This is a genomic window from Pseudomonas sp. LF-5 (assembly GCF_037626295.1).
Taxonomy (GTDB): Bacteria; Pseudomonadota; Gammaproteobacteria; order Pseudomonadales; family Pseudomonadaceae; genus Aquipseudomonas; species Aquipseudomonas monsensis.
Window position 1 is genome coordinate 58277 of record NZ_JARKMT010000014.1, and the last position, 12563, is coordinate 70839.

14 protein-coding genes are annotated in these 12563 nt (G+C 58.6%); 10 read left to right on the forward strand and 4 right to left on the reverse strand.

Translation table 11 applies throughout. The features are described from left to right. Nucleotides 1-7: 7 nt before the first annotated feature. Together PseuLF5_RS26385 and zapE are read left to right on the forward strand one after the other, a co-directional pair. On the forward strand, nt 8-1363 hold the full coding sequence (locus PseuLF5_RS26385) for a tryptophan--tRNA ligase (RefSeq protein ID WP_222834321.1): 1356 nt from the start codon (nt 8-10) through the stop codon (nt 1361-1363). Nucleotides 1364-1453: 90 nt separating this feature from the next. Next, the gene (gene zapE / locus PseuLF5_RS26390; RefSeq protein ID WP_123463119.1) at nt 1454-2548 is read left to right on the forward strand and encodes a cell division protein ZapE; all 1095 of its coding nucleotides are present in this window, start codon (nt 1454-1456) and stop codon (nt 2546-2548) included. A 134-nt stretch (nt 2549-2682) separates the two neighbouring features. On the opposite strand, the gene PseuLF5_RS26395 is transcribed toward zapE, so the two are convergent. Further along, nucleotides 2683-3579 (reverse strand): GlxA family transcriptional regulator, encoded by an 897-nt coding sequence (locus tag PseuLF5_RS26395; RefSeq protein ID WP_185015770.1) that lies wholly within the window; start codon nt 3577-3579, stop codon nt 2683-2685. Nucleotides 3580-3829: 250 nt separating this feature from the next. Between PseuLF5_RS26395 and PseuLF5_RS26400 the strand changes: the two genes are divergently transcribed. Next, complete coding sequence (locus tag PseuLF5_RS26400) at nt 3830-4966, forward strand: acyl-CoA dehydrogenase family protein (RefSeq protein ID WP_267805038.1); 1137 nt, start codon at nt 3830-3832, stop codon at nt 4964-4966. Between the two features lie 106 nt (nt 4967-5072). On the opposite strand, the gene PseuLF5_RS26405 is transcribed toward PseuLF5_RS26400, so the two are convergent. Then, nucleotides 5073-6113, reverse strand: coding sequence for an NADP(H)-dependent aldo-keto reductase (locus PseuLF5_RS26405; RefSeq protein WP_340135006.1), 1041 nt, complete (start codon nt 6111-6113; stop codon nt 5073-5075). Nucleotides 6114-6357: 244 nt separating this feature from the next. Between PseuLF5_RS26405 and rplM the strand changes: the two genes are divergently transcribed. From rplM to PseuLF5_RS26440, 7 genes are all read left to right on the forward strand, one after another. Continuing rightward, nucleotides 6358-6786, forward strand: a complete 429-nt coding sequence (gene rplM / locus PseuLF5_RS26410) for a 50S ribosomal protein L13 (protein WP_003228062.1) — start codon at nt 6358-6360, stop codon at nt 6784-6786. A 14-nt stretch (nt 6787-6800) separates the two neighbouring features. Continuing rightward, nucleotides 6801-7193, forward strand: coding sequence for a 30S ribosomal protein S9 (gene rpsI, locus PseuLF5_RS26415; protein WP_007961615.1), 393 nt, complete (start codon nt 6801-6803; stop codon nt 7191-7193). A gap of 270 nt (nt 7194-7463) precedes the next feature. Then, the gene (gene petA / locus PseuLF5_RS26420; protein ID WP_003228055.1) at nt 7464-8057 is read left to right on the forward strand and encodes a ubiquinol-cytochrome c reductase iron-sulfur subunit; all 594 of its coding nucleotides are present in this window, start codon (nt 7464-7466) and stop codon (nt 8055-8057) included. Beyond that, complete coding sequence (locus PseuLF5_RS26425) at nt 8057-9268, forward strand: cytochrome b (protein ID WP_122590050.1); 1212 nt, start codon at nt 8057-8059, stop codon at nt 9266-9268. Before petA ends, PseuLF5_RS26425 begins: the two co-directional genes overlap by 1 nt. Continuing rightward, entirely contained in the window at nt 9268-10050 is a 783-nt protein-coding gene (locus PseuLF5_RS26430) for a cytochrome c1 (RefSeq protein WP_064589123.1), read from the forward strand. The genes PseuLF5_RS26425 and PseuLF5_RS26430 overlap by 1 nt, the downstream gene beginning before the upstream one ends. A 146-nt stretch (nt 10051-10196) precedes the next feature. Next, nucleotides 10197-10814, forward strand: coding sequence for a glutathione S-transferase N-terminal domain-containing protein (locus PseuLF5_RS26435; protein WP_003228048.1), 618 nt, complete (start codon nt 10197-10199; stop codon nt 10812-10814). A 16-nt stretch (nt 10815-10830) separates the two neighbouring features. Continuing rightward, on the forward strand, nt 10831-11244 hold the full coding sequence (locus PseuLF5_RS26440; protein WP_003228047.1) for a ClpXP protease specificity-enhancing factor: 414 nt from the start codon (nt 10831-10833) through the stop codon (nt 11242-11244). Nucleotides 11245-11295: 51 nt separating this feature from the next. Here PseuLF5_RS26440 and PseuLF5_RS26445 read toward each other — a convergent pair whose 3' ends face one another. Together PseuLF5_RS26445 and PseuLF5_RS26450 are read right to left on the reverse strand one after the other, a co-directional pair. Next, nucleotides 11296-11874 carry a BON domain-containing protein gene (locus tag PseuLF5_RS26445; protein WP_123463129.1) on the reverse strand — a complete coding sequence of 193 codons (579 nt, stop codon included), beginning with the start codon at nt 11872-11874 and terminating at the stop codon, nt 11296-11298. Next, a complete protein-coding gene (locus tag PseuLF5_RS26450) occupies nt 11871-12464 on the reverse strand; it encodes a phosphoheptose isomerase (protein WP_008082788.1) in 594 nt (197 codons plus the stop codon). The genes PseuLF5_RS26445 and PseuLF5_RS26450 overlap by 4 nt, the downstream gene beginning before the upstream one ends. Nucleotides 12465-12563 lie beyond the last annotated feature (99 nt).

Here is a 12563-nt window from a genome sequence, read left to right on the forward strand (position 1 = left end):
ATTACCCATGACGAACCGTACCCGCATCCTCACCGGCATCACCACTACCGGCACGCCGCACCTGGGCAACTATGCCGGCGCCATCCGCCCGGCGATCCTTGCCAGCCGCGACAGCAATGCCGACTCGTTCTACTTCCTGGCCGACTACCACGCCCTGATCAAATGCGATGACCCGCTGCGCATTCAGCGCTCGCGTCTGGAAATCGCCGCGACCTGGCTGGCCGGTGGCCTGGATGTCGACCGCGTAACCTTCTACCGCCAGTCCGACATCCCGGAAATCCCTGAGCTGACCTGGCTGCTGACCTGCGTCGCCGCCAAGGGCCTGCTCAACCGTGCGCACGCCTACAAGGCCTCGGTGGACAAGAACGTCGAGACCGGTGAAGACCCGGATGCCGGCATCACCATGGGCCTCTACAGCTACCCGGTGCTGATGGCGGCGGACATCCTGATGTTCAACGCACACAAGGTGCCGGTCGGTCGTGACCAGATCCAGCACGTGGAAATGGCCCGTGACATCGGCCAGCGCTTCAACCACCTGTTCGGCCAGGGCAAAGAGTTCTTCACCATGCCCGAAGCGCTGATCGAGGAGAGCGTGGCGACGTTGCCAGGCCTCGACGGGCGCAAGATGTCGAAGAGCTACGACAACACCATCCCGTTGTTCTCCAGCGCCAAAGAGATGAAGGACGCGATCTCGCGGATCGTCACTGACTCCAAAGCGCCAGGCGAAGCCAAGGATCCGGACAACTCGCACCTGTTCACCCTGTTCCAGGCGTTTGCCACACCGGCGCAGGCTGACGAGTTCCGCAGCGAACTGCTCGGCGGTCTGGGTTGGGGCGAGGCGAAGAATCGCCTGTTCCAGTTGCTCGACAACGAACTGGGCGAGGCGCGCGACAAGTATCACCAGTTGATCGAACGTCCGGCAGATCTGGAAGACATCCTGCAGATCGGCGCGAAGAAAGCCCGTGCCGTGGCAACGCCGTTCCTCAACGAACTGCGCGAAGCCGTGGGCCTGCGTTCCTTCGTCAATCAAGTGCAAGTCGCTGCGACCACCAAGAAGAAGGCCGCGAAAGCCGCGCGCTTCGTCAGCTTCCGTGAAGACGATGGCAGCTTCCGCTTCCGTCTGCTGGCGGCCGATGGCGAGCAACTGCTGTTGTCGCGCAACTTCGCCGACGGCAAAACTGCAGGCCAGGTGACCAAGCAACTGCAATCCGGCCAGCCGCTGGATGTGCGCAATGAAGACCTGAGCTTCAGCGTATGGCTGGAAGGCGAGTGCGTCGGCGACAGCCCGGCGTTCGCTGATACCGCTGCGCGGGACGCGGCCGTCGAGGCGTTGCGCGTTGCACTGACCCCGGTTCAGGACTAAACAACGGCGCGGCCCGACCAAGGGCTGATTGCCATTCCCACGGGCCGTCGCTACAGTGACGGCCCGTTTTTGTTGCCTTGCTAACGAATTATGACGCCCCTAGAACGATACCAAGCTGATCTGAAACGCCCGGACTTCTTCCATGACGCCGCGCAGGAAACTGCTGTGCGTCATTTGCAGCGTCTGTATGAAGATCTCATCGCTGCCGACCAGAACAAGCCGGGTTTGCTGAGCAAGCTGTTTGGCAAAAAGGATCAGACGCCGGTCAAGGGTCTGTATTTCTGGGGCGGCGTGGGTCGCGGCAAGACCTACCTGGTCGACACCTTCTTCGAAGCGCTGCCGTTCAAGGAAAAGACCCGCACCCACTTCCACCGCTTCATGAAGCGTGTGCACGAAGAGATGAAAACCCTCGGCGGCGAGAAAAACCCGCTGACCATCATCGCCAAGCGCTTCGCGACCGAGTCGCGGGTGATCTGTTTCGATGAGTTCTTTGTCTCCGACATCACCGACGCGATGATCCTCGGCACGCTGATGGAAGAACTGTTCAAGAACGGCGTGACTCTGGTCGCGACCTCGAACATCGTTCCGGATGGCCTGTACAAGGACGGTCTGCAACGCGCGCGTTTCCTGCCGGCGATTGCGCTGATCAAGCAGAACACCGAGATCGTCAACGTCGACAGTGGCGTCGACTACCGTCTGCGTCACCTCGAACAAGCCGAGCTGTTCCACTATCCGCTCGACGAAGCGGCGCACGAAAGCCTGCGCAAGAGCTTCCGCGCACTGACGCCGGAGTGCACTGCCGCGATCGAGAACGATGTGCTGATCATCGAAAACCGTGAGATCCGTGCCCTGCGCACGTGCGACGACGTGGCCTGGTTCGACTTCCGCGAACTGTGCGATGGCCCGCGCAGCCAGAACGACTACATCGAACTGGGCAAGATCTTCCACGCCGTGCTGCTCAGCGGCGTCGAGCAGATGAGCGTCACCACCGACGACATCGCCCGGCGCTTCATCAACATGGTCGACGAGTTCTACGACCGTAACGTCAAGCTGATCATTTCTGCCGAAGTCGAGTTGAAAGACCTGTACACCGGCGGGCGCCTGACGTTCGAGTTCCAGCGCACGCTCAGCCGTCTGCTGGAGATGCAATCCCACGAATTCCTGTCGCGGGCGCACAAGCCTTAAACAGAATCGGCGTACAAAAAAAGGGCCTGCAATTGCAGGCCCTTTTTATGCGCTGAAGAAAAACTCGAACGCACTGCAATCCCTGTGGGAGCTGGCAAGCCAGCCCCCACAGGTTTTGTATTTGCTTCGGGGGGTTATGCAGCCTGCTGAAACTGCTGCCGATACTGGTTCGGCGACAGCTCGGTGTGCTGGCGGAACAACCGCGCAAAGAAGCTCGCATCGTCGTAGCCGACCTCATAACTGATGGTCTTGATGCTCTTGCGGCTGCCGGACAGCAGGCCCTTGGCGGTCTCGATGCGCAGGCGTTGCAGGTAATGCAGCGGCTTGTCGCCGGTGGCGGTCTGGAAGCGGCGCATGAAGTTGCGGATGCTCATGCCGTGCTCACGGGCGACGTCTTCGAAGCGGAACTTGTCGGCGTAGTGCTCTTCGAGCCAGTGCTGTATCTGCAGGATGATCACGTCCTGATGCAGCTTCTGCCCGCCGAAGCCGATGCGCCCTGGCGAATAGCTGCGCTGCACTTCGTAAAGGATGTCGCGGGCCACGGCTTGCGCCACGTTGGCGCCGCAGAAGCGTTCGATCAGGTAGATATAGAGATCGCACGCCGATGTCGTGCCGCCGGCGCAATACAGGTTGTCGGCATCGGTCAGGTGCTTGTCCTGATTCAGGTAAACCTTGGGGAATCGCTCGGCGAAGGCATTGAAGAAGCGCCAGTAGGTGGTCGCTTCCTTGCCATTGAGCAAGCCGGCCTCGGCCAGCCAGAACACGCCGGTGGCTTCGCCGCAGAGCACGGCGCCACGGGCGTGCTGTTCACGCAGCCACGGCAAGACCTGAGGATAACGGCTGCAAAGGGTATCGAAATCATCCCAGAACGCCGGAAGGATGATCACATCGGCGTTTTCCAGGCCGCCGTCCACCGGCATCACCACGTCACTGAAACTGTTCACCGGTTTGCCGTCGGGGCTGACCAGGCGCGTTTCGAACGCCGGTGTCAGGCCGTGGCCCAGTTGTTTGCCGTAACGCAGGCTGGCCAGGTGGAAGAAATCCTTGGCCTGCATGAGTGTGGATGCGAAAACCCGGTCGATTGCCAGGATGCTGACGCGCCGCAAGGGCGTGGAGACTTGCTTGGACATAATTCAACTTTTGTTTTGTTTTTATAAGGGAAAGTGGTCACCAGACGGCTGGATCGTCTTATTTTTTGTCGGATGTGTCCAGTGTCCTGTATCGGAGGTGAGGCATAGTCTCTGAAGGTCATCTCCCTCCAACAAGAAAGAAAGGTGCCGCATGATCCCCAGAACCTTGTTCAGCTCCGAGCACGAATTGTTCCGCGACAGCGTACGAACCTTCCTCGAAAAAGAGGCTGTGCCGTTCCATGCGCAATGGGAGAAACAAGGCTACATCGACCGCAAACTGTGGAACAAGGCGGGGGAGGCGGGGATGCTCTGCTCGCACTTGCCCGAAGAGTACGGCGGCCTGGGCGCGGACTTTCTCTACAGCACCGTGGTGATCGAGGAAGTGGGGCGGCTGGGGCTGACCGGCATCGGCTTTTCGCTGCATTCGGACATCGTTGCGCCGTACATCCTGCATTACGGCAGCGAGGCGCTGAAGCACAAGTACCTGCCCAAACTGGTCTCGGGCGAGATGGTCACGGCCATCGCCATGACCGAGCCGGGCGCCGGTTCCGACCTGCAAGGCGTGAAGACCACCGCTGTGCTGGATGGCGATGAGTACGTGATCAACGGCTCCAAGACCTTTATCACCAACGGCTTTCTCGCGGATCTGGTGATCGTTGTCGCCAAGACCGATCCGAAGGCTGGCGCCAAGGGCACCAGCCTGTTCCTGGTCGAAGCGAATACGCCTGGCTTCGAGAAGGGCAAGCGCCTGGAGAAGGTCGGCATGAAGGCCCAGGACACGTCGGAATTGTTCTTCCAGGACGTCCGTGTACCCAAGGAAAACCTGTTGGGGCAGGCCGGGGCGGGGTTCGCTTATTTGATGCAGGAATTGCCGCAGGAGCGCCTGACCGTGGCAATCGGCGGGCTGGCTTCAGCCGAAGCTGCGTTGCAGTGGACGCTGGATTACACCCGTGATCGCAAGGCCTTCGGCAAGGCAATTGCCGATTTCCAGAACACCCGCTTCAAGCTGGCGGAGATGGCCACCGAGATTCAGATCGGCCGGGTCTTCGTCGACCGCTGTCTCGAGTTGCATTTGCAAGGCAAGCTGGATGTGCCGACGGCGGCGATGGCCAAGTACTGGGGCACCGACCTGCAATGCAAGGTGCTCGACGAGTGCGTGCAATTGCACGGCGGGTACGGCTTCATGTGGGAATACCCGGTGGCCCGGGCGTGGGCCGATGCGCGGGTGCAGCGGATCTATGCCGGCACCAATGAAATCATGAAGGAGATCATTGCGCGGTCGCTGTAGGTTTTCGGTGGCTGTCAGACCGCTATCGCGAGCAGGTTCGTTCCTGCAAAGGAACGCATTCCCAAATGTAGGAGTGAGCCTGCTCGCGATTTGATTTATGGATTAATCAAGGCGCCGGATTCGGATGATCCTTGTGAATCGCCTCAATCCCGGCCAGCACTTCGTCGGAAAGCTTCAGCTCGAAACTGGCGATGTTGCTGTCCAGTTGCTCAAGGGTCGTCGCGCCAATGATGTTACTGGTGACGAACGGTTGCTGGGTCACGAATGCCAAGGCCATTTGCGCCGGGTCCAGGCCATGTTCGCGGGCCAGGGCCAGGTAACGGCTGCACGCCGCTTCCGACTGCGCATTGAAATAGCGGCTGAAGCGGCTGTAGAGGCTCAGGCGACCTTTTGGCGGGCGGGCGCCACCTTCGTACTTGCCCGACAGGAAACCGAACGCCAGCGGCGAATAGGCGAGCAGGCCGCACTGTTCGCGGATGGCGATTTCCGCCAGGCCGATTTCGAAGCTGCGGTTGAGCAGGTTGTACGGGTTCTGGATCGACACCGCGCGCGGCCAGCCACGGGCTTCGGCCAGAGCGAGGAAACGCATGGTGCCCCACGGGGTTTCGTTGGACAGACCGATGTGGCGGATCTTGCCGGCCTTGACCTGTTCGTCGAGGGCTTCGAGGGTGTCTTCGAGCGGCGTCAGGTTGGCTTCGATCTTGTGCTTGTAGCCCAGCTGTCCGAAAAAGTTGGTGCTGCGCTCCGGCCAGTGCAATTGATACAGGTCGATGTAGTCGGTCTGCAGGCGCTTGAGGCTGGCATCGACCGCTTCGGTGATGTGTTGACGGTTGTGGCGCAGGTTTTTGTCGCGGATGTAGTCGATGGTGTTGCCGGGGCCGGCGATCTTGCTGGCGAGGATCCAGTCGGCGCGGTCACCGCGACTTTTGAAGTAATTGCCGATGTAGCGCTCGGTGGTGGCGTAGGTTTCGGCTTTCGGCGGCACCGGGTACATCTCGGCGGTGTCGATGAAATTGATCCCCGCTTCCTTGGCCCGTTCGATCTGGGCAAAGGCTTCAGCTTCAGTGTTTTGCTCGCCCCAGGTCATGGTGCCGAGGCAGATTGCACTCACGTTCAGGTCGGTACGGCCTAGCTGGCGATAGTCCATCGGGTGCTCCTTGGGCAAAACAATCATAAAAGCAGGTTGAAAATTTTTTCGCAATCTGCATAATTGCCGACCTCTTTCTGCAGTGGAAGTGATGCGCCGCCGCCGAAGAATCTTGCCGTTGAACGGACGCGCCGACCCGAGCCCCCGAAAGCGTCTGTATCCGGCTGCCTTTGACTTGTCAAAGTACGCACTATTCAGTAAGATCCGCCGTCTTATTTACAGGCGGCCCCTGAGGCTATAAAGAATGAAAACTTTTACTGCTAAACCGGAAACAGTAAAGCGCGACTGGTTTGTCGTCGACGCTGCTGGTCAGACCCTGGGTCGTCTGGCCACCGAAATCGCGAGCCGTCTGCGTGGCAAGCACAAGCCTGAGTACACTCCTCACGTTGACACCGGCGACTACATCGTCGTAATCAACGCCGAGCAGATCCGTGTTACCGGCGCTAAAACCACTGACAAAATGTACTACTCCCACTCCGGTTTCCCGGGCGGCATCAAGTCGATCAACTTTGAAAAGCTGATCGCCAAAGCCCCTGAGCGCGTGATCGAGACCGCGGTTAAAGGCATGCTGCCTAAGAACCCGCTGGGTCGTGACATGTACCGTAAGCTGAAAGTCTATGCGGGCGCTGCACACCCTCATACTGCTCAGCAGCCCCAAGAACTGAAGATTTAACGGAATAGTTCATTATGTCGGCGACTCAAAATTACGGCACTGGCCGTCGCAAGACCGCAACCGCACGCGTTTTCCTGCGTCCGGGTACTGGTAACATCTCCATCAACAACCGCTCCCTGGACTCGTTCTTCGGCCGCGAAACTGCCCGCATGGTAGTTCGTCAGCCGCTGGAACTGACCGAGACTGTCGAGAAGTTCGACATCTACGTCACCGTCATCGGCGGCGGCGTAAGTGGTCAAGCTGGCGCAATCCGCCACGGTATCACTCGCGCTCTGATGGACTACGACGAAACCCTGCGCAGCGCTCTGCGCAAAGCTGGCTTCGTTACTCGCGACGCCCGTGAAGTTGAACGTAAGAAAGTCGGTCTGCGTAAAGCGCGTAAGCGTCCGCAGTACTCGAAGCGTTAATTCCGCTTCCACGTTCAAAAAGAACGCCCGATTCCTCACGGAAGCGGGCGTTTTTTTATGCCTGCGATTTATCAAAAGAATTGCGCTGTGACAACTTGCCTCATCCGTAGACCCCCTATACTGCAAGGCTTGGGGGTGGAAGCTCCGGGTAATTCCCTTGTCAGAATTGGGGCTTTTCATTACCATTCGGCAAAATTTTTATAAGTAACATTGATTTATTTAGTAGATGCCTGATTTAACAGGCCACAAAAGCTGATGGGAGAGGACTGAATGAGCAATGACGGCGTGAATGCAGGCCGGCGTCGCTTCTTGGTAGCAGCCACATCCGTGGTGGGTGCTGCAGGAGCGGTGGGGGCTGCGGTCCCGTTCGTGGGGTCATGGTTTCCCAGTGCCAAGGCGAAAGCCGCCGGCGCACCGGTGAAAGTGAATGTCAGCAAAATCGAGCCAGGGCAGCAGATGATTGCTGAGTGGCGCGGCCAGCCGGTGTTCATTGTCCGCCGTACTGCGGAAATCCTGGGGAATCTCAAAAAGATCGAGGGCCAGCTCTCCGATCCGACTTCCAAAAACTCCACGCAACCTACTTATGTCGATCCTGAAGTGCGTTCGATCAAGCCGGAAATTCTGCTGCTGATCGGGATTTGCACGCACCTGGGTTGCTCACCAACTTTCCGTCCCGAAGTGGCACCTGCGGATCTGGGTAAAGACTGGGTCGGTGGCTATTTCTGCCCTTGCCACGGTTCCCACTACGATCTGGCTGGCCGCGTCTACAAGTCGCAACCTGCGCCTTTGAACCTGCCAGTTCCCCCGCATTCCTATGAGACCGATGACCTGATTGTCATTGGCGTCGATACGGAGAAAGCGTGATGAGCAAGTTCATGGATTGGGTTGATGCGCGCTTTCCTGCGACCAAAATGTGGGAAGACCATCTCAGCAAGTATTACGCTCCAAAAAACTTCAACTTCTTCTATTTCTTCGGCTCCCTGGCGCTGCTGGTGCTGGTCAACCAGATCGTCACCGGTGTCTGGCTGACGATGAGCTACACGCCGTCGGCGGAAGAAGCGTTCGCTTCCGTCGAATACATCATGCGCGATGTCGAGTACGGCTCGATCCTGCGTCTGCTGCACTCCACCGGTGCTTCGGCATTCTTCATCGTGGTCTATCTGCACATGTTCCGTGGCTTGCTCTACGGTTCGTATCAGAAGCCGCGTGAACTGGTGTGGGTGTTCGGCATGCTGATTTACCTGGCGCTGATGGCCGAAGCGTTCATGGGTTATCTGCTGCCGTGGGGTCAGATGTCCTACTGGGGTGCCCAGGTGATCATCTCGCTGTTCGGTGCGATTCCGGTCATTGGTAACGACCTGACCCAGTGGATCCGTGGTGACTACCTGATCTCCGGGATTACCCTGAACCGCTTCTTCGCCTTGCACGTTGTCGCGCTGCCGATCGTGATTCTCGGTCTGGTGGTGCTGCACATCCTGGCGCTGCACGAGGTCGGTTCGAACAACCCTGACGGCGTCGACATCAAGAAGCACAAAGACGAGAACGGTATCCCGCTGGACGGCATTGCCTTCCACCCGTACTACACCGTGAAAGACATCGTCGGTGTGGTGGTGTTCCTGTTCATCTTCTGCTTTATCGTGTTCTTCTTCCCGGAAATGGGCGGCTACTTCCTCGAAAAACCAAACTTCGAGCAGGCCAACCCGTTCAAGACGCCAGAGCACATTGCACCGGTCTGGTACTTCACGCCGTTCTACGCGATCTTGCGTGCGATCCCAGACAAGCTCATGGGCGTGATCGCCATGGGTGCTTCGATCGCCTTGCTCTTTGTCCTGCCCTGGCTTGACCGCAGTCCGGTCAAATCGATGCGCTACAAGGGCTGGATGAGCAAGATCTGGCTGGTGGTGTTCTGCATTTCCTTCGTGATTCTCGGCATTCTCGGTGTGCTTGCGCCGACGCCGGAGCGCACGCTGGTATCGCAGATCTGCACCTTCCTGTACTTCGCCTACTTCATTCTGATGCCGTTCTACACCAGGCTCGAGAAGACCAAACCGGTTCCGGAAAGGGTGACTGGCTGATGAAAAAGTTATTTTTTGCTCTGATTTTTGCTGCGCTGCCTGTGCTGTCTTTCGCCGCTGAACACGGTGGTCCAGAACTGGAAAAGGTCGACATTGACGTGTCCGACAAGGCTGCCCTGCAAGATGGCGCGCGCACTTTTGCCAACTATTGCATGGGTTGCCACAGTGCCAAGTTCCAGCGTTACGAGCGGGTGGCCGATGACCTCGGCATTCCACACGAAATGATGCTGGAGAAGCTGGTGTTCACCGGTGCCAAGATCGGCGATCACATGAACATCGGCATGCAGCCGGCGGACGCCAAGACCTGGTTCGGTGCGGCACCGCCGGATCTGACCCTGGTGGCGCGTGTGCGCGGCACCGACTGGCTCTACGGTTACCTGCGCTCGTTCTACGAAGATCCTGCACGTCCATGGGGCGTGAACAACAAGGTCTTCCCGAACGTCGGCATGCCTAACGTGCTGGTCGGCCTGCAAGGTCGTCAGGTGGTTGGCTGCAAACAAGTGCAGATCGTCGAAGACGGCAAGAAGCAATATGATCCGCTGACCGGTACGCCGCTGACTCATGAAGCGTGCGATCAGTTGACCATCGTGCCGAAAACCGGTGCTCTGAACGAAGAGCAGTTCGATGAGAAGGTCAAGAATCTGGTAACCTTCCTGGCTTACTCGGCTAACCCGGTTAAGCTGCAACATCAGCGCATCGGTACTTACGTCTTGCTGTACCTGGCGTTCTTCTTTGTGTTCGCCTACCTGCTCAAGCGTGAATACTGGAAAGACGTGCACTGATACGCTTCAAGCATTGCTGTTAATCGCGCGCGCCCAAGGGCGCCTCTGATAACGCAACGTCTGGTCAGCCAGAGGTTGCGGGAGGCGCCCTCTGGGCGCGCGCGTTTTTCCGGTTCCGACAATTTCAACAAGCGAGGAGGATCGCCATGGGCGTGACCAATCGGTTGGCCTGTTACTCCGACCCCGCCGACCACTATTCCCACCGAGTGCGCATCGTACTTGCAGAGAAGGGTGTCAGCGCCGAGATCATTTATGTGGAAGCTGGTCGCCAGCCGCCTAAACTGATTGAGGTGAACCCTTACGGCAGTCTCCCTACGCTGGTCGATCGTGACCTGGCGCTCTGGGAGTCGACCGTGGTGATGGAATATCTGGATGAGCGTTACCCGCACCCGCCCTTGATGCCGGTTTATCCGGTGGCGCGTGCCAACAGTCGTCTGCTGATTCACCGCATCCAGCGCGACTGGTGTGGTCTGGTGGATCTGATTCTGGATCCGAAAACCAAGGAAGCCGCGCGTGTCGTGGCGCGCAAGGAATTGCGTGAAAGCCTGACCGGCGTGTCGCCGCTGTTCGCCGACAAGCCGTTTTTCCTCAGCGAGGAACAAAGTCTGGTGGATTGCTGCCTATTGCCAATACTCTGGCGTTTGCCGATTCTGGGTATTGAACTGCCGCGGCCGGCCAAGCCGCTGCTTGATTATATGGAGCGCCAGTTTGCGCGTGAGGCTTTCCAGGCGAGTCTGTCTGGCGTCGAACGCGATATGCGCTAAGGCTTAAGGAGCCGCTATGAACTCCAGTCGACCTTATCTGGTCCGCGCGCTCTACGAGTGGATTGTTGATAACGATTGCACCCCGCACATGCTGGTCAATTCCGAATACCCGGCGGTGCAGGTGCCGCAGGGTTTCGCCAGTGACGGACAGATTGTCCTGAACATCTCGCCCAGTGCCGTGCGCCATCTGCACATGGATAACGACGTGGTGACCTTCGAAGGTCGCTTCGGCGGTGTTCCGCACAGCCTGTACGTGCCGATCAGCGCGATCCTGGGGATCTATGCCCGGGAGAACGGTCAGGGCATGGTGTTCGATCTTGAGTCGCCGATGGATGACGAAGACGACATCGAACCGGATGACGACTTGCCGCCGCCGGACAGCGAGCCGCCGCGCCCGAGTGGCCGGCCAAGCCTGAAGGTGGTGAAGTAAAAAAAAGGCGACCCGAAAGGGTCGCCTTTTTTATTGCGCAGGTGCTGCAAATCAGTCGATGTATTCGAACAGCTTCACGATCTTCTGCACGCCAGAAACGCTTTGCACCAGATTGGTTGCCTGTTGCGCTTCCTGCTTGGTCAGCAGGCCCAGCAGGTAGACGATACCGTTCTCGGTCACGACCTTGATGCGCGAGCCAGGAATACTGGCGTCGGTCAGCATCTGAGTCTTGATCTTGGTGGTCAGCCAGGCGTCGTTCTGGCGGGCGAGGAAGCTTGAAGGTGCAATCACTTGCAGTTCGTTGTGCACCTTCTTCACACGCTGGACGTTGGCGGCAGCCTGTTCGGCTTTGGCCTTGAGGTCTTCGCGCGGCGTCTGGCCGGCCAGCAGCACGACGCCGTTGAAGCTGGTGACGACGATGTGCGAGCCGTTGTCCAGGGCCGGGTCGGCCTTGGCCACGTTCACGCCCACTTTGGTTTCGATCAACGAGTCGTCGATCTTGCTGCCGAAGGTGCGGGTGCCGCGGTCGTCTTCGATCGGCGCTTCACGGCTGGCGTTCACCACCGAGGTGCAGCCGCTGATGCCGAGGCACAGGGTCAAGGCCAGAAGGCCAAGGCGATTAGGGGTCATTCTTCACTCCCGAACAGTTGGCTGTCGATCAGATCGCAGAGGCAATGGATCGCCAGCAAGTGGACTTCTTGAATACGTGCAGTGACGTTGGCCGGTACGCGAATTTCGACATCCTCGGGCAACAGCAGCGACGCCATGCCGCCGCCATCGCGTCCGGTCAAAGCTACGACAATCATTTCGCGATCATGTGCGGCCTGGATCGCCTGAATAATGTTCGCCGAGTTGCCGCTGGTCGAAATCGCCAGCAAGACATCGCCCGGCTGGCCGAGCGCACGGATCTGTTTGGAGAACACTTCGTTGTAGCTGTAGTCGTTGGCGATCGAAGTGATCGTCGACGTGTCGGTGGTCAGCGCGATGGCTGGCAGGCTCGGGCGTTCGCGCTCGAAGCGGTTGAGCAGCTCCGACGAAAAGTGCTGGGCGTCCCCAGCGGAGCCGCCGTTGCCGCACGAAAGCATTTTGCCCTCGTTGAGCAGGGCGTTGACCATGATCTGGCTGGCTTGCTCGATGTGCGGTGCAAGTACGTCCATCGCCTGTTGCTTGGTGTCGATACTGGCCTGGAAAAGCTGGCGAATTCGGGATTGCATGTCCATCTGTGTGACCTTAAGTAGCGCGGCTGTCCGGCACATGAATGTGCAGCCCGCAAAGCAAAGAGCAAAATGTGTCGGGTGAAAATCCGGTCGGGTACAGGC